Source organism: Mesorhizobium sp. M0048 (genome assembly GCF_040323405.1).
Lineage (GTDB): Bacteria > Pseudomonadota > Alphaproteobacteria > Rhizobiales > Rhizobiaceae > Mesorhizobium.
On the sequence record NZ_JAMYUV010000041.1, the window covers coordinates 1 to 16,957 of the forward strand.

General features: G+C 59.5%; 14 protein-coding genes and 4 pseudogenes. 12 read left to right on the forward strand and 6 right to left on the reverse strand.

All coding sequences use genetic code 11. From position 1 onward, the window contains the following. The first annotated feature begins 325 nt into the window (after nucleotides 1-325). Nucleotides 326-1,156: a universal stress protein gene (locus NKJ84_RS25205; protein ID WP_023680201.1), complete on the forward strand. Its 831-nt coding sequence runs from the start codon at nucleotides 326-328 to the stop codon at nucleotides 1,154-1,156. Nucleotides 1,157-1,397: 241 nt separating this feature from the next. Here the strand turns inward: NKJ84_RS25205 and NKJ84_RS25210 are convergent. After that, nucleotides 1,398-1,924 (reverse strand): annotated as a pseudogene (locus NKJ84_RS25210) (DedA family protein). A 230-nt stretch (nucleotides 1,925-2,154) separates the two neighbouring features. Between NKJ84_RS25210 and NKJ84_RS25215 the strand changes: the two are divergent. Further along, nucleotides 2,155-2,775, forward strand: coding sequence for a transglutaminase-like cysteine peptidase (locus tag NKJ84_RS25215; RefSeq protein ID WP_031213004.1), 621 nt, complete (start codon nucleotides 2,155-2,157; stop codon nucleotides 2,773-2,775). Between the two features lie 679 nt (nucleotides 2,776-3,454). Here NKJ84_RS25215 and NKJ84_RS25220 read toward each other — a convergent pair. After that, nucleotides 3,455-4,837 carry a multicopper oxidase family protein gene (locus NKJ84_RS25220; protein ID WP_352508707.1) on the reverse strand — a complete coding sequence of 461 codons (1,383 nt, stop codon included), beginning with the start codon at nucleotides 4,835-4,837 and terminating at the stop codon, nucleotides 3,455-3,457. 509 nt (nucleotides 4,838-5,346) lie between these two features. Between NKJ84_RS25220 and NKJ84_RS25225 the strand changes: the two genes are divergently transcribed. Continuing rightward, entirely contained in the window at nucleotides 5,347-5,949 is a 603-nt protein-coding gene (locus NKJ84_RS25225) for an inorganic diphosphatase (protein ID WP_352508708.1), read from the forward strand. Nucleotides 5,950-6,683: 734 nt separating this feature from the next. Here NKJ84_RS25225 and NKJ84_RS25230 read toward each other — a convergent pair. Beyond that, complete coding sequence (locus NKJ84_RS25230; protein ID WP_352508709.1) at nucleotides 6,684-7,250, reverse strand: hypothetical protein; 567 nt, start codon at nucleotides 7,248-7,250, stop codon at nucleotides 6,684-6,686. A 226-nt stretch (nucleotides 7,251-7,476) separates the two neighbouring features. Between NKJ84_RS25230 and tatB the strand changes: the two genes are divergently transcribed. From tatB to NKJ84_RS25265, 7 genes and pseudogenes are all read left to right on the forward strand, one after another. After that, nucleotides 7,477-7,845, forward strand: a complete 369-nt coding sequence (gene tatB / locus NKJ84_RS25235; protein ID WP_023680209.1) for a Sec-independent protein translocase protein TatB — start codon at nucleotides 7,477-7,479, stop codon at nucleotides 7,843-7,845. Beyond that, nucleotides 7,820-8,752, forward strand: coding sequence for a CDP-diacylglycerol diphosphatase (locus NKJ84_RS25240; protein ID WP_198023650.1), 933 nt, complete (start codon nucleotides 7,820-7,822; stop codon nucleotides 8,750-8,752). Before tatB ends, NKJ84_RS25240 begins: the two co-directional genes overlap by 26 nt. A gap of 429 nt (nucleotides 8,753-9,181) precedes the next feature. Further along, nucleotides 9,182-10,925: pseudogene (locus NKJ84_RS25245) on the forward strand (alkaline phosphatase). Between the two features lie 160 nt (nucleotides 10,926-11,085). After that, nucleotides 11,086-11,508, forward strand: a complete 423-nt coding sequence (locus tag NKJ84_RS25250; RefSeq protein ID WP_352508732.1) for a hypothetical protein — start codon at nucleotides 11,086-11,088, stop codon at nucleotides 11,506-11,508. Between the two features lie 6 nt (nucleotides 11,509-11,514). Then, nucleotides 11,515-12,222, forward strand: coding sequence for an ABC transporter ATP-binding protein (locus tag NKJ84_RS25255; RefSeq protein ID WP_023680214.1), 708 nt, complete (start codon nucleotides 11,515-11,517; stop codon nucleotides 12,220-12,222). A gap of 88 nt (nucleotides 12,223-12,310) precedes the next feature. Next, the gene (locus tag NKJ84_RS25260; RefSeq protein ID WP_352508710.1) at nucleotides 12,311-13,552 is read left to right on the forward strand and encodes an ABC transporter permease; all 1,242 of its coding nucleotides are present in this window, start codon (nucleotides 12,311-12,313) and stop codon (nucleotides 13,550-13,552) included. A 187-nt stretch (nucleotides 13,553-13,739) separates the two neighbouring features. Next, a pseudogene (locus NKJ84_RS25265) lies at nucleotides 13,740-14,566 on the forward strand (undecaprenyl-diphosphate phosphatase). A 2-nt stretch (nucleotides 14,567-14,568) separates the two neighbouring features. Here the strand turns inward: NKJ84_RS25265 and NKJ84_RS25270 are convergent. Genes NKJ84_RS25270 through NKJ84_RS25280 form a run of 3 tightly spaced genes read right to left on the reverse strand, consistent with a single transcriptional unit; the run spans nucleotide 14,569 to nucleotide 15,116 of the window. Then, nucleotides 14,569-14,742 (reverse strand): transglutaminase-like cysteine peptidase, encoded by a 174-nt coding sequence (locus NKJ84_RS25270; protein WP_352451998.1) that lies wholly within the window; start codon nucleotides 14,740-14,742, stop codon nucleotides 14,569-14,571. Further along, the gene (locus NKJ84_RS25275) at nucleotides 14,714-14,902 is read right to left on the reverse strand and encodes a transglutaminase-like cysteine peptidase (RefSeq protein WP_352495720.1); all 189 of its coding nucleotides are present in this window, start codon (nucleotides 14,900-14,902) and stop codon (nucleotides 14,714-14,716) included. The genes NKJ84_RS25270 and NKJ84_RS25275 overlap by 29 nt, the downstream gene beginning before the upstream one ends. Beyond that, a complete protein-coding gene (locus NKJ84_RS25280) occupies nucleotides 14,865-15,116 on the reverse strand; it encodes a transglutaminase-like cysteine peptidase (RefSeq protein WP_352508733.1) in 252 nt (83 codons plus the stop codon). The genes NKJ84_RS25275 and NKJ84_RS25280 overlap by 38 nt, the downstream gene beginning before the upstream one ends. A 72-nt stretch (nucleotides 15,117-15,188) precedes the next feature. Between NKJ84_RS25280 and NKJ84_RS25285 the strand changes: the two are divergent. Both NKJ84_RS25285 and NKJ84_RS25290 read left to right on the forward strand, forming a co-directional pair. Beyond that, nucleotides 15,189-15,526 (forward strand): annotated as a pseudogene (locus tag NKJ84_RS25285) (transglutaminase-like cysteine peptidase). Between the two features lie 198 nt (nucleotides 15,527-15,724). After that, entirely contained in the window at nucleotides 15,725-16,675 is a 951-nt protein-coding gene (locus tag NKJ84_RS25290) for a DUF1402 family protein (RefSeq protein ID WP_031213457.1), read from the forward strand. The last annotated feature ends 282 nt before the right edge of the window (nucleotides 16,676-16,957 follow it).

A 16,957-nucleotide genomic window follows, 5' to 3' on the forward strand; every position in this document is an offset into this window, starting at 1 on the left:
CCGTCAGGCAAGCCATCCTCACCGCGCTCGCGCAGCCGCCCCCAATCCGTTGTCCCCACTGCCGCAGAACCCTCTCCGCTAAAAATCTGCCAAAGTAGTGCTAATCTTTGTTGACATTTCTCGTCATCGATGCCTGCCATTATAGCCACGACCGTTCAGGACGGAATCGATGCGGCGCAAGATCGCCTTGGAATATCGAGGTAGGCGATAGCGAACCTCGGTCGTCTGAGTTTTTTGGCGGGCTGAAGTAGGAGGCTTGAGGTGTGTAACACGCGTTGGGCCATTGGTCGCTCGACAGCGACCGAAATCATGGAGCTGAGGTTTAATGAATAAGATTGCCTTACTTCCTCTGGTGACGTATCCGGAAGCGAATTCCACCAAAATCGCCTTAAACGCAATCGCGGTGGTCAAGCACATTGGCGCGGCGCTTCACGCATTAACGATCAATGTCGATATCCCGGGTATTTCCAACCCGGTGTCGAGATACTTGATCAACCTTCCCGAAATGATCCGGGAGACAGAAGCGACCAGCCGCAAGCACGGGCTCGATTTGCTGGAGGCATTGAAAGCTGAAGCGGCACGTGTCGGATCGTCCCTGACAACCGAGGAGATTGCTGTTCAGCCGGCATCTGTCAGCGATGTTGCAGCAGTGAAGTCACGCTATTTCGATTTTGCTTTGATTGGGTTGGAGCCAAATAACCAGACTGCGCGCATGACCGTTGACGCGGTTCTGTTTGGTTCGGGCCGACCGACCATAATTCTGCCGGAAAGCGCAAATGTTGGTGCAATCGATCATGTTATCATCGCTTGGGATGGGAGTCGCGTTGCGGCCCGGGCCGTTGCCGACGCGTATGAGTTTCTGCAATGTGCGGCAAAGATAACCGTACTGACGGTGACAATCGAAAAGCCGCTGCGCGATATTGGCGAAAGCCTTGCTTTAAGCCTGAGAATGCGTGGCCTTCCCGCTGAGGGAGTCTCAATCGATGCGGAAGATCGCCCCATTGGCGTTACGCTTCAGGAGCGCGCTGTCGGCATGGGCGCCGATCTGCTTGTCATGGGTGCGTACGGCCATTCCCGGATGAGAGATTTTGTCGTGGGTGGCGCAACCAAGGGCGTTCTGGGCGATCTGCGCCTGCCTGTCCTTTTGTCGCACTAGAAATCTGCAAATCTGGCCTCGAGTAGCGGCGGCGAGCTGGCTCCTATGGTTGCGCCAGCGGCGTCAAAGGAACCAGCTACGAGTTCAAGACGAAACCGTGCCTAATTCTCTTGAGTTGCGGATTGTTTCGCCTTCGAAATTCGAACTCGAACTGAACTGGGGAGCATACCCGTTCGCGCCGCCTACGATTGATTCCTGCCCTTGCCAGAGGCAGACAATGACGGTCCGCCTTTGGTGCCCATCAAATCCACGCCTGCAGCCATTTGAGGCCGAAGGCGCCGGGAGCCAGAATACCTGTGGCCCAGACGAAGGCTGAGGTGATGTTGGCAATCTGAAACGTCAAGGCGGGCATCTTACAGATGCCCGCCGCCAATGGCACGGATGCGCGCAAAGGACCGAAGAAGCGCCCAAAGAACACCCCGGCCACCCCCCATCGCTCGAAGAACAGGTGACCGCGCGGAATGAGGTTTGGATAACGTGACAGGGGCCAATGGTGCGAAACCCCGTTTCCCAACCGCGTGCCGATCCAGAAGGACAGCCAGTCCCCCAATGCCGCCCCAATGGCGGCGGCAAGCCACAGGGGCAGAATGCGATACCGCTTTCGCCGATGAGAAAACCGACACCGATCAGGATCACGGTTGCAGGCAACAACAGAGAGATGAACGCCAGCGATTCCCCAAAGGCCAGCACGAGCACCAGCGGAACACCCCATGCTTCATGCATCCGGATAAACGCGATCGTCGCTTGCGTGACCTCATCGAGGCTCATTCATCACTTTCCAATTCGCACCAAGCGTGACCGACGGTTGACATCTCACCATATCGGTCCCTCTGGCAAAGACCTGCCGCCCAGGAAACGGAAATCGTGCAGACGTGTAGCGGCCGAGCAACGCACACGGCGCGAGTAACCATTCAGAAGGATCTTCCTCCCGCTCTGATTGACAGAACCCACGGGATCGACCTTAACTCATTCTTAACAAAGGTGGTTGGGCGGGTCGGATGAGTTCCTCACGAGTGCGGTTGTGCGTTCGGTTGGGCGGCGGTGCGGTCGTTGCAATCATTGCGATAATGTCCACGTGGTCGGCGGCGACGGCTTCACAGTCGATGCCGATCGGTGGCTTTACCTCGCAGCCGATCGGTCACTACGATTTCTGCAAATCCCATCGGGCCGAATGTGAGATCCGCTCACGCGACAATGGTCCGGAGCACATGACCGGAAAACTCTGGCGGCAGATTACGAGCGTTAACCTGACGGTCAACAACAACGTCAAGCCGATGAGCGATCTCGACCAGTACGGACAGGACGAATTCTGGGCTTATCCGGACAGTGGTTTCGGCGATTGCGAAGACTATGCGCTGGAAAAGCGTCGCCGTCTGATAAACAGCGGCATTCCTGTGTCGGATCTGCTGATGACGGTTGTTCGCAAGCCCGACGGCGAGGGTCATGCAGTGCTGACTGTTCGTACCGACACGGGCGACTTCATCCTCGACAACCTCACCGACACGGTGCGCCGCTGGGACCAGACCGGCTACCGCTTCCTGAAGAGGCAAGCCGGCACCGACACGGGGCGCTGGGTCTCCCTCGATGGCGACAACCCGCTGGTCAGCGCAATCAAGTGACGGTAGTGTAACAGTTCACCCCAAAGTTGACGCCTTGCCGAAAGAGATCTCTGTGGCTGATGCGCAGCCTGCTCTTCGTCTTAGGTCGGAGTGTTCGTCGTTGTTAAGGCTTTGTGTCCGGCTTCGCCTGATTGCTGCTCGCCCCCTTCGACGAGCACGCTCAATGGCGCTGTCGCCTCCGGGCAGCCGCTCTGAATTTTTTTCCATGACGAAATGTTGAGAACCATGTCGCATTGCGCGAGTTCCGGTCCAGACGGCAATCGCAGACAGGCGAATTCACCGTGATGGAACGTCCGGCCGTTGGCGAGGCACTGACATTCTGCCCGCGCGGGCGTTGCAACAAGCGCCACGAAAACCAGGATGCAAGAGGCATGGAACGTCCTCATGCGAAATCATAGCACGATCCGGAGCGGGCGCCAATCGCCCAGCATGAGCTACAGCGCCGTGATGATGACGAACGCAATCGCGACCGCGGTGGCATGGGAACCGGCGTTGGCGAGCGAGCCCGGGAGGCCACTCAGCAGAGGCTCGATCAGATGCACAGATAAGCACCCGTCGCCGGCCGCTCCGGCGCCCGTGAGCAGTAGCGCCATTAGTGCGGCGAGAACTCGGACGCTCCGCCTCGCCCAATTTCGACCCTCTCACGGCCTCGGCAACGCAACCCTGGATGAGGACCGCGTCATTCCACACGCAAATAACCGGTCAGGCCGCTCTTCTGATGTTCAATGACGTGGCAATGGAATGCCCAATTACCCGGATTGTCAGCGACCAACGCCACTTCCATCACTTCTTGCGATTTAAGAAGGGCCGTATCTGTTACAAGCGACGCAATTTTGCGCTTGTCGGAGCGTAGCAGACGGAAAGACATGCCGTGCAAATGGATCGGATGATCGTTCGGCGTTTCGTTGCGAAGGCGCAGAACATAGCTTTTGCCTCGTTTTAGAGCCGCGAGCGGATCAACTGGCCCCGGCGCGTCCCCTCGCCAGGCGACGCGGTTGATCGACCAGAAGGTGTAGCCGAGCGTGCCGCAAACACCCGGCGCCGGCGCATCACCATTGGGCGACCAGCCAAAGACGAAGTCCATTGTCTCGGGATCGGCAAGATCCGGCTCCGGTACGCGATTCGGCCGCAGCGGCTTGAGTTCGCCAAGCGTCCGCCCCGCGCTGGCGCCGATAGGCCGGAATCGGACGAGAACGCGAGGTCCCTTGGCTGTTCTGAGATTCAGGCTGACGATCTCGTCTTCGCCATCAGGCACGCGGAGGGCGACATCGGCGCGCTGGCCGGGCGCGATGACAATGCCCCGAGGCGCAACAGGCTGCGGCAGCGGGTTGGCATCAAGAGCGATCACTTTGGCCGTTCCGCCATCGAGGTCATAAGTGCCGATACGGGTGACATCCGTGACTGCCAAACGCAGGCGCACAAGGCTGCCCGCCGGCAGATCGTAAATCGGGGTGACTTCCCAATTTACCGTCGAGACCGTACCCAGCGTGCCGCCGCGCGCAGCGTTGCGTGCCTTGACCAATTCGATGAACTGGCCGTCTTCGCCGAGACGGAAGTCGCGTATATTGAGCGGCAAATCCTGGTCGAAACCGGCATCTTCGTCATCTTCGACAACAAGCATGCCTGTCAGACCGCGGGCCATCTGATCGAGCGTGTTGCAATGCGGATGATACCAATAGGTGCCGGCATCCGGCGGTATCAGAGTGTAACGGAAGCTTTCGCCCGCCGCGATGGGACGCTGGGTGAGATAAGGCACGCCGTCCATGGCATTGGCGATGCGCAATCCATGCCAGTGCACACTCGTCGCTTCGTCGAGATCATTGACCACGTCTATGGAAAACGGCCTACCTCGCAATAAACGCAGAGTGGGCGGCGGCCCGCCCGCACCGAAACTCATCATCCCTTTGGTGACGGTGCCGGGCAAAATCGACCGACTGATCGCTGAAACCGGCAAGGTCAGATCGGCTGCTACGGCCCTGCCGGCAATCAGCCCGCCTGCAGCGCCGACAGCTACTGCTGCCGTGCCGCCCAGCAAGAATCCCCTGCGCGACATTCCCGACATGAAGCAGCCCTTTCAGTGGAGTATAGCGGACGTGGTGTTGTTGTCTCTTCGTTCACGAATTTCGAACCCTGGCAATGATTCAAGGTCAAGGTGGCGTAGTCTCCGAAGGACTTCAACTGAAGTTGGAGTTTCACTTGCTTTTTGATGATTGCCACACAACGTCGCACTGAGCCGCGAGGCGTCTACGTGGCAGCTCTCGCCGAACGGCGTGTTGTGGGTGTAGCGTGCCCGATTGGCAGGAGTTACGACGCAAGCTATCCCCTTGCCGGAAATGGGCTCGCCTGAAATAGCACATTTGAAGCGGCCACCGTCTCTTAAACGCCCATAAACGCAAACGCCCATAGACGCTCATCACTCGTCAGCGCTCTATCTCGGCCCATTTCTGCTCGCCGCAGGATCGGTGCAAATACGGTCGTCCAATTTCAATAACGGAACCCTGTAATGCTGCCATCACATACGTGGCTAGGCGGATGCAGGGCGCCCTGCCCGTCCAACCTCTGGAGACAACCATGCGCGCTTTGCCGACTGTCATGGCGCTTGCGGCCCTGCTGGGCACGCAGCCCGCTTTCGCCGAATTCGTCACAGCTTTCGATTTTCCGCAGCCGAAAGACACCAGCGAATTTTACACGGTTATCGAGATTCCGGCGGGAAGCTTCACCAAATATGAGATCGATGCCGAGACAGGCCATGTCGTCGTCGATCGATATCAGTCCATGCCGGTCGTCTATCCGGCCAACTATGGTTCCGTTACCAGTTCGTTGGGCGGCGACGGCGACCCGTTGGATGCGCTTGTCTTCACCCGGGAACCCGTTGTGCCCGGTGCTCTGATCAAAGTCCGCGCCATCGGCGTGCTCAACATGGTCGACGGCGGCGAAGCGGATGACAAGATCATCGCTGTGCCGGCTACGGATATCGATCCGCAATATGACGGGGTCAAGACCATCGATGATCTTCCGGCCATCGAACGACAGCGCATCGAGGCATTCTTTCGAGTTTACAAGCAGCTACCTGAAGGCCGCAAGGCCGTTGAGCTGAACGGCTTTGGTGGCGCCAACGTCGCCATCGACATGGTTGGCAAAGCCATTGAAAGCTACCGGAACAAGAAGGACTGACAGGAAAGCAGAATCTCAACAGGAAGCTCATCCATAGGGCTGGTTCCTAGCGGTGTTGGAACACCGCTAGGGTATGCGTTGGGCTCGCGTCGCACTGTTGGATGCGCGCGAACTGCGCTTCGCTTTAGCTCCGGGCGTTTGCTGTTGATAAAGCCAAATCGTTGGCTTTATCTCCGCCTTCGCCTGGTTTCTGCTCGTCCCCTTTGACAGGCAAGCCAAACGGCGCCGTCGCCTCGGGGCATCCATCCTGAATTTTTTTCAATTTTTTTCCATGACGAAATGTTGAGAACCATGTCGCACTGCGCGAGTTCAGGACCTGACGGCAATTGCAGACAAGCGATTTCGCCGTGATGGAAAATGTGGCCGTTGGCGAGGCACTGGCATTCGGCCCGCGCGGGCGTTGCAGCGAGCGCCGCGAAAACCAGAATGTAAGAGGCCGTGATCGTCCTCATGCGCAAGATCATAGCACGATCCGGAACTGTCGCTAGTGTGAACGCTTCACAAGTAACTCGGCGGAGAACTCGTACCGCGGGCGCTCACGATCCTCAATCGTCGTTCGCGTCGGTTTTTGCCCTGTTGTCCGTATTTTGTGGCCCGAATCAAAGGCACGGCCAAGCGACCAAAATGACCAGCAAATCCATCGGCATGCCGCGCCCAACGACACCTGCCAAACTGCCGGCATGCATGACGAGCAGCGTTGTTCGAACCAACGGCCGCGATGATGCGCGACACGTTCAGGTTGAGGGAATGCGCGGGTCCTGAACGAGATAGAACCGCGCAGTCGGCGTGAAATCAGTCACCAGGAATGAGAACGAAACCGTGCTCAGCGGATCGACCTCGCCTTTCCGGAACAGAAGATGGTCATAAGGTTCGAATTCACGACTGAATTCGGCGAAACTATCGGACCGAATTGCATCCGTTTCGCGGCGCGCCTGGTCGAACGAAAGCCCGTCGCTGGAATCGCTTGGCTGGTTGAGAATCTCCTGCAACTCGAACTCGAATTCGACCCAGGCGTGACCGCTGTTGTTGAGGGCAACGATCCTTAGGGAAATGAACCCGGTGGCATAGTTGCCGGAGGCACCGAATGGCTGAACCGGCCGGATGGCGCGTATGGTGAGGGTTACCGGGCTTGCCGACTCGAGTTCCTCGGTGATCACGACGGGATCGGCCCTTGTTCCGGCTCCCGAAGCGGCAATGATCCGGAATCCGCCGAGTTCGTCGGAAAAGGAGTAGGCGCCTGCTTCAAATATTCTGGGCCTTGTGCCATCGGCTCCAGCGAGGAGTCCGCTTGCTGCGAGCACGGTTGCGAATATCCCTACCAGACGTGCGCCTGATATTCGGGTTGACGAGTGGTGCCACATGGCTCGAAGTATGAACGACATTCCCGCGGCCGCATACTGGAATGGCTCAGGCGAGAGGGTATGATGGTTGGATTTGGCGCCGTAGGTCGAGGCATTCAACCGGATCGGTCGCCGCAAACCGCGGAGAGGTTGTCGCTGCCGGCGATATGCGCGAGAGGACGTACCGATGTTCGGACTTGGCATGACCCACCTGTTGGTTATCTTCGTGGTGGCGCTGGTTGTTTTCGGCCCGGAGGAGCTTCCAAAAGTCATGCGATCGGCGGGGGCAATGATGAAGACATTCAATCGGATTGCGGGCGATTTTCGAAAGCAGTTTGACGACGCCGTACGTCAAGCCGAGAAGGAACTCGACCTGCAGGAAACCCGCTCGATGCTTCAGAATGCGATGGAGGACGTGCCGCGAAGCGCTGACAAGGCCATAGTAGGGAAGGACAGCAATCTCGATCCGGCCGCTGAGCGGGGCGCAGAATCTGAACTGACGTCGGTCACGGCCAAGGATGCGAGGTTTAATGCCGAAACGTCATCAAACCAGTGATCGGGCAGAAGAGCAGTCGCCCATCGGAACCATCGCGAGGCTCCCAGCCGCTCCACCTTCACCGTTTCGGTTTCGCCGACTGCGCGCCGGGACTCAAAACCTCATCTCGGGCATTCCCCTCGCTATAAAATCCCTTCACAGGTTACCATTGTTCCAGCACTGCCGTGCTGCAGCCGTGGTCTGTTTGACAATCGTGTTGCTGACTGCGGCGGTCACCGACGTCGGCTCCGCTTCAGCGCATCGCAACGCGCTCTGGCAGGTTGTGCAGACCTGCGCTCTTGCCGCAGCGCATCTTGGCAGCGCTTTCCCCTGCGAGGAAGTGATCCTGCCCAGGCAGGGCGTGCCTGGATCAGCTCTCATTAAATCACCCCGATACCGGACCGAGTTTCTGTTGACGCCACTTACGGCTGTTGCCGGCCTTGAAACCCCGTCTGTCCGTTGGCAGGGCAGTTCCCAACTCTGGAATCGGGCATGGAAAGCACGAAGCAAGGTCTCGGCGAGCCTCGGACGTCACCTTCCACGAACGGCCATCGCCATGGCTGTGAATTCCAGGACTGAGCGATCCCAGGATCAGTTCCACATCCATATCGATTGCGTTGCGGTGTCGGTGGAAAAGAAACTTGTCCTGAAGGGGCCGAAGGTGGAAGGTCCGTGGCAGCTTCTCCCTTTGGCTCTGATGGGGAAACGCTATTGGATCAAGGCAGTCGACAAGCCGGATTTGGAAACGACCAACGTAGTCGGCATCATCGCTTCCGGCCTGCCGCAGGCCCGGGGCGCCATGCATCACGTAAATGTCGTCGTCGTTGGCGCCGAACTCGCCGGCGCAAGACCGGGATTTTACATCCTGACCAATTGGGAAAGCTCAGCGGCCGAGCGCCTTTTGGATCACGACTGCACCTCGCGTTGAGCGCCCACGAGGCAACTGGCGAAGCAATAGCCGCACCCGGACATTCGACGGAAGTCTCAAAGCAGTCTTCGCGGAATGGTATCCGGGCATGGCAAACGACAATCCAAGACCCGATCAGCGCAGCAAAGCTGCGTGACCGCCCCGCAGTTCCTCATGCTCTCCTATCTGCAGGCCCGCACCGGCTAACGTCGGCTCTTCGACGATCCGATGAAGGGACAGCCCGAGACGAGCTGCGCACCATGCGCCTCGAAACGCGCAAGATGGGTCGCGGTTGTCATCGCTCGGACGCAATAATGACCGCTTGTTCGTGGTCTGTGACGTCGACACGTGGCAAATTCGTCGTTTTTGGTCGGCGCGCGTTTCCTGCCATGTCACATCGCTGACACGGACATCGCCGAACATTGTCCGTGAACCCACCCGGAGCCTGCCATGCACCGTCTTATCGCTGCACTCGCAATAACAACAAGCTTGAACACCGTTGCGGGGGCAGCGACGGTCTACCCGCTTGATCGGGCCACGATCCTGGCGCAGTCGCCTTTCGACGTGAAGGTCGAGTTCGACAAGGTCGTTAGCGCCGACCAAGTCACGGTTACGATCAACGGCCAGCCGGCGGAAACCGTGTTGGGCAAGAAATTCGAATTCCTCGAGAAGGAAGAAGATTTCGACGCTTCGGCGCTGTTGATCCGCGCAGCCAGCATTTCGCAGCCTGGTACCTACAAGCTGGAGGCGAAGGCCAGCGACGAAATGAAGTCGGTGAGCTGGCAGGTTTTCGGCACCCCGGCAACGCCCAAGGCCAAGAACGTCATCTTCTTCCTCGGCGACGGGCTTTCGGTCGCGCATCGCACCGGCGCCCGCATCATGTCGAAGGGCATGACGGAAGGCAAAGCCAACGGGCGCCTCAACATGGACGACCCTCGATCACATGGCCTTCATAGGCACGTCCGCGACCAATGCGATCTCAACCGATAGCGCCAACACGATGTCGGCTTACATGACGGGCCACAAGACGGCTGTCAACGCGCTCGGCGTCTATGCGGATCGCACCAAGGCCAGCCTTGACGACCCCAGGGTCGAGACGATCGCAGAGGCGCTGCGGCGCACCGGCAACAAGTCGATCGGCGTTGTCTCAACCGCCGAGGTGGAAGACGCCACCCCTGCGGCGGTCGTCGCCCATACCCGCCTGCGTGCCGACAAGGCTGACATTGTCGGCATGTTCTTCGTCGTCAAGCCCGAAATCGTCCTTGGCGGCGGCTCCGCCTACTTCCTGCCGCAGAGCACGCCGGGCTCGAAGCGCAAGGACGACAAGGACTACATCGCAATGTTCAGGGATGCCGGTTACACATTGGCGACCGACAAGACCGAACTCGTGGCCGCCAAGGGAACCAACACCGGCAAGATCCTCGGCCTTTTCCACACCGGCAACATGGACACGACACTCGACCGTGAATTCCTCAAGAAGGGCAGCGTCGAGAAGTTCCCGAACCAGCCCGGCCTTGTCGAGATGACGCAGACCGCACTCGATCAGCTTTCCAAGGACGAGGACGGCTTCTTCCTCATGGTCGAAGCGGCGTCCGTCGACAAGATGTCGCATCCGATGGACTGGGAGCGGTCGCTGTTCGAGACCATCGAGTTCGACAAAGCCGTCGGCATCGGGATGGAGTTCGCCAAGACGCATCCGGACACGCTGATCGTCGCCACGGGCGATCACACGCACGGCGTGTCGATCATCGGTACCATCGACGACCAGAAACCGGGCGAGGAGATGCGCGACAAGGTCGGCGTCTATGCCGATGCGGGCTTCCCGAACTACACCGACGAGAACGGCGACGGTTATCCCGACAAGGTGGACGTCACGCGGCGACTGGCTATATTCGCCAGCAACTTTCCCGACTATTACGAAACCTTCCGTCCGAAGCTGGATGGTCCGTTCGAGCCGGCCGTGCAGAACGGGGCGAAGCAGTACATCGCCAACGAGAAGTACAAGGACGTTCCGGGAGCGGTCCTGCGCGTCGGCAATCTGCCGAAGACGGCCGGCACGGCCGTCCACGCCGTTGACGATGTCGTGCTCCAGGCGACCGGCCCTGGCGCCGAGGAATTCAAGGGCTATATGGAAGAGAGCGACGTCTATCGCGTGCTTGCCGATACCCTGGCTCTTGCGCCGGCAACGAACTGATGCACTTTAGCCGATCTGGCTTGATGAACCAAGTCGCGCCATGGCTCCTGACGCTACGGCGCCTGGAGCAGAACGCCGGAAGCAAGTTTCGCTTATGAAACAGCGCCCGATCACCCGCCGCAAATTGGTGCTGCTTGGCTCGGCCGTCGCACTGGTCAAGATGACTGGCGCGAGTTCCGCTTCCACGGCAACGGCAACGGCAACGGCAACGGCAACGGCAACCCTTGGCTTCGATGAGCTCTATGGAAAGATCAGCGTTCTCGGGCTCAGCTTTTCGGACAAGGTGAAAGGGCTCGCGGAAGCGGAAGTCTCCATGCAAGGCTTCATGGCGCCGCCGCTCAAGGCCGAGGCGAATTTCTTCGTGCTCACGGAAATCCCGATGGCGCTTTGCCCGTTCTGTTCCTCCGACGCCGACTGGCCGGACAACATCGTGGTCATCTACCTCGACGAGGCGCAGACCTTCGAGCAGGCCAATGCCCCGATCGAGGTGAGCGGGCGGCTGGAGGTCGGTTCATGGACCGACCCGGAAACCGGCTTCGTCAGCCTGCTTCGAATCGTCGATGCGCATTTCCGCACGGCCTAACCGCAAATGCTCCGTTTGACGATCCGTGACCTTGAGATGTCGTTTCAGGGTCTTGGCAGGCCTGCGCTGGCTCTGTCCGCGCTGGAAATCGCGCCAACCGAAAAGGTTGCCGTTACCGGTCCGTCCGGGTGCGGGAAGACGACCTTCCTGAACGTCGTCACCGGGCTCGATCGCGTTCGGAAGGGTTCGGTTCGATGGGGCGAGACCGATCTTTCCGGTCTTTCGGAAGCTGGTCGCGACCGTTGGCGCGCTATGCATGTCGGCCTTGTCATGCAGGAGATCCACCTGTTCCCCGGCCTCTCGGCGCTCGATAACGTGCTGTTGCCGAGCCGACTGTCGCGGCTCCGTTCGAATACCGACTTCAGAGCGGACGGCATGCAGTTGCTCGAGCTGGTCGATATAGATCGTCCCGATCAGCCGGTCGAAACCATGTCTCGTGGACAGATGCAGCGGATCGCGGTGGCTCGGGCATTGGTCGGGCGGCCGGCAATCATCGTGGCCGACGAACCGACAGCCAGTCTCGATGCCGATTCTGGGGCCTCTGTCGCGGACCTGTTGCTGCGACTCTCCAACCAGGCGGGTGCGACGCTGATCGTGGCGAGCCACCAAAAACGCCTCATCGAAGGCCTCGATCGCGTGATCCATCTGGAGTCTGGCGCCGTCGTCAGCGACACCGGCAAGCCCGCGGCCACGCATGATGAGGCGTTTCTTTGACGTCCGCGCACGATCGGTCGCGAATCCGATCAGCCGAGGTAACCATACTGCCGGTTCTGCGGCCGCCCTCACGCGAAGGAAATGACCCTTGTTGCGGTTTATCGCTGCGGACTTGAAGCGACACTGGATCGGCGTGGCTGCGGTGGCGCTGCTCATCGCGCTCGCGACCGCGCTCGGCGTCGCTGTCACGCTCGGCGAGCGGGCGCTTCGGTTGGGTAGCGCACGTGCGGCGGGCGCCTTCGATCTGGTAGTCGGCGCGCCCGGCAGCGAGACCCAATTGCTGCTGTCCGCCGTGTTCCTACAGGCAGCGCCCTTGACGCTCATGCCGGGCAATGTACTGGCGGGGCTGATCAGGGACGAACGTGTGGCCTGGGCGGCCCCCGTCGGGTTCGGTGATTTCGTCGAGGATTTCCCGATCGTCGGCACGACGCAAGCGCTGGTCGACGGACTGGGCGGCGTCTCCGAAGGACGCACGTTCGAGAAGCTCGGCGAAGCGCTTGTCGGAGCGTCCGTGGCGAAGAACATGGGAAGCCGCTTTCACCCGGCGCACGGCCAGGTCCGCCAGGCGACCGCAATGCACAATGATGTCACCTACGCGGTCGTGGGACGGCTGAGGCCGACCGGTACCGCCTGGGACCGAGCCGTCATCGTTCCGATCGAAGCGGTCTGGCACATTCATGAACGCGATCGGGCGGGAACAGGATCGCCGCTCCTGCAGGCTGCCGCCCAAGGGGCCGCAGAGACAAGCGAGTTCGACCAGCCGATCCATCCGGAGGCCGTCCTCGATCCATCCACACCCGGCCTGCCAGCCATCGTGGTGAAACCGCGTACGGTCGCTGACGCCTATAAGCTGCGACAGGCGCACCGCAACGATCGGACCGTCGCGATCTTCCCGGGCGAGGTGCTGACGAGGCTGTACGGGACGCTCGGCGATGCGCGACGCGTGCTTTCCTTGGTGGCCGGCGGAGCGCAGGCGCTTGTCGCCGCCGCGATCCTGCTTGTCGTGGTCCTTCACGTCATGCAGCGGCGCCGGCAGATTGGTGCCTTGCGCGCGTTCGGGACGCCGCGCGCGGTGGTGTTTGAAATCGTCTGGCTGGAGACGTTCGCAATCATCGCAGCAGGGGTGCTTCTCGGCTTCGGGCTGGGCTACACGGCCGCCAGGACGGGTGCGCACCTCTTGAGCGGAGCCAGCGGCTTTACATTGCCGGTCGAGTTCCGCAGCGAGGACTGGCAGTCCGCCCTTGTGTTATTGGCTGTCACGGGTCTGATCGCTCTGGTGCCGGCGATGCTTGCATACCGGCAATCGCCGGCGCAGGCACTCAGAAACTGAACCGATTTGTGCTCATCAAAAATTCTCACCGCAGCCCGAATTAGGAAACTGCTCGTCCTTGCAAACGGTTTCGTCAAAGCCAACAAAACCTATGCCCAACGCTCTATCGCGATTGACACCCAAGACAGTCGTCGGTTCAGGTTGCCGGAAGATCGTGACGGACGCAAAGGAAGCGCAATTGGCTGAAATCGGGTGGAGCGAGGCGGCGATCCTAGGAGTGGTTCAAGGACTGACGGAATTTCTTCCGATCTCCTCAAGCGCGCATTTGCGGATCGTTGGTGAATTCCTGCCACCGGCCGGCGATCCCGGCGCCGCATTTACCGCCATTACGCAGATCGGGACCGAGATCGCGGCCCTGATCTATTTCCGCCATGACATTATCTGCATCATCGCCACATGGCTGCGTTCCCTGGCCGGCCGCCGTGAACGGCTGGACCCGGATGCCCGCATGGGATGGCTGGTGATCATAGGAACCCTGCCGATCGGCATCCTAGGACTATTGCTGAAGAACCTGATCGAAGGTCCGGCCCGCAACCTCTATCTCACGGCAACCATGTTTGATCGTCTTCGCTGGTTCTCGCGGCCGCCGACCGGCTGGGCGCCAAGCGCAAGGCTTTGCGCGATCTGGGCTGGCGGGACGGCTTTCTGTTCGGCGCCGCCCAGGCGATGGCCCTCATCCCGGGCGTTTCGCGATCGGGAGGCACTATAAGCGCCGGACTGCTGATGGCTTACACGCGAGAGGCCGCCGCCAGGTATTCGTTCCTGCTGGCGATACCTGCCGTGCTCGCCTCAGGCTTCTTCCAGCTCTATGCGAGTTGGGGGGCAGACAGTCCGGTCGGCGCCGGTCCGACCGCGCTGGCCACCCTGCTGTCCTTCGCGGTCGGCTATGTCGCGATCGTGGGTTTTCTGAAGCTAGTCTCGACGCGCAGCTACATACCCTTCGTCTATTATCGGATCGGGCTCGGCGCCTCGATATTTCTGCTTCTTGGCGCCGGTCTCCTGTCAGCGTCCTGAGATTATTTCGTGCCGCTGACGAGAATGTTCTGTTGGGATTCGATCGCTTCCCAATGGCCGGAGTTGGATCGCGACTGGCGCTTCAGGTAGGTATATCCGGTGTCCGACCACAGCAGGACCTTCGGCTCCAGATTGTCGAGAATGAAGTCACCGGCGGTCGTGTTGACGCTCAGCATCGCGTGCCCCTCGCCGCTCGACTGCCTGACCACCGTTATCCAAAAGGTTTTGCGGGGGCACGCCCTGTCTCATCAGTTCGCGACGTTTTTCCAGCACGATGTCGTCGCAGTCGCCAAATCCCTTATAGGGATACTCCCATTTCTCCTCGACACCGGGTATCTATGTCCGTCATGGCCATGATCGTCGTGTTGGCCCTGTTGTTGATTTCGATCAGCGTCTCACACGAGGAGCGGGTCAGTTCGACGGGCTTCGGGTCGCGCGTGACGATCGAGCAATCATCGCGATAGTTCCGACAGTATTCGTAATGACCGATCGCTGCGTTGTCCGTCCGTTTGTTCGCATGAATGTGAGCTGCCCTGCATTCGCCGACCATGACCGATGACTTTTGCGATCGCTGGTAGGCGTCAACGTATCCGTAAACCACCGCGTCAAGCCGGTGAGCGACATGGAACACAATGGAGTTCCAGAATATTGGTCCTATCCTGACGATAATCTGGGTGATTGCGAGGATTATGCACTGGAAAATCGGCGAACGCTGACGCGAAAGGCCTTCGCGTCTCCAGTCTGCTCTTGACGGCAGTGCGCAAGTCCGATGGCGAAGGGCACGCTGTATTGGCGGTTCGAACCGACAAGGGCGATTTCATTCTCGATAATCTGACCAATAGGGTTCGTCCCTGGTACGAGACGAACCATAACTACCTGAAGCGCCAAGCGGAATACAACACGAGACGGTGGGTTTCCATCTTAAGCGAAGACAATCTTCTCGTCGGCGCGCTTAGGTAACGCGATGCCGAACATTTTTTCCAGCGTCCTTGCATCCGAACATCCGAACACCTTGCCGGCTCGCAAAACCTCCGCCTCTCTGTTATAGGCTCGAAAGCACACTGCCATGACCATATGACGGCACACTCTGCATCCCTTCACGGAGCCGGAGGCTGCCAACGGAGCCTCATGCCAACAGCCAAGCTGCAGCCCTTTTTCATGACGGTGACGATCGTTGCAACTTGTGTCGGAACGGCCCCAGCCGTGGCGCAGACTGTCACAGTCGTCCCGACGGGCAATCGTCTTGCCGAGCAACCGGTGATCCCAAGAGCGTCCGCGCTTCGTTCCAAGGCATTCAACACGACGTACGAGGAGAAGTATCGGGCCATAACCGCCTTGATACGGGACGACCGCAAACTCGTCGGCAAGATCAGGAAGGCGGCGCTCGCCTATGGCATCGATCCGATCCACATCGTCGCGGCTCTCGTCGGAGAGCACACCTACAATATCAGCGTGGTCGACTCGGTTCAGACCTATTACGTCAAGGCGCTCGCCTATGCCGATCTGAAGTTCTCCTTCAGCTACAGGGGCACTCCGGTCCAGTCATTCGTCCAGCGGCCCGAATTCGCATCCTGCTCTTCTCTCGAAAGCAGCGCGCTGATTTGGAGCTGCCGTGACCAGGTCTGGGAAGAGACATTCCGGGGTCGCAAGGTCGATGGCGTCGACTACGAACCCATCACGTTCCAGCGGGCCTTCTTCCAACCCTTCTATGCGGGGCAGACCTTCGGCCTGGGACAGATAAGCCCGCTTGCAGCCCTGCAGGTCACAGACATGGTCAGCCGGGTCAGCAAGCTTCCCCGATTGTTGCCCGATCGCCCGCAGGCGATCTATCGCGACGTCATGGATCCTGATCGCAGTCTTGTTTACATCGCCGCGATCATCCGGGATTCGATCGATGCCTATCGGGAACAGGGGTTCGATATATCCGGTAATCCCGGAATCACCGCCACGCTCTACAATGTTGGCCAGCCGCGCAGACGTGCACGTGAGTTGAGGCAAGCCGTGACCGACAAGACCGGCCGCACCCTGCCCGTCGAGAACTATTACGGCTGGCTCATCAACGACAGGCTCGAAGAACTCAAGGCGCTTCTCACCGATGGCACGAAATGATCGTGGTTGGTGGCCGGACACTCGCGAACCTGCGTCGGATGGCAGGACAGATTTATGCCGGAAAAGCTGGCTGTCATGAGACCAATTCCGCTTGCATTTGGCGAACATCTATCGACATCAGATGGAAGCAAACAGTGCACTCAAGCGAACTCATAAAGCGCGCCGGAATTGCCGGTCGCGTGCAAGATGGCCAAGCGAGGTATCGTGTGTCGATAACCATGCGGCTCCAAACTGAGAATGGCTTACCCAGCGCGACGCTCTGAAAACCACATATTTGAAAGA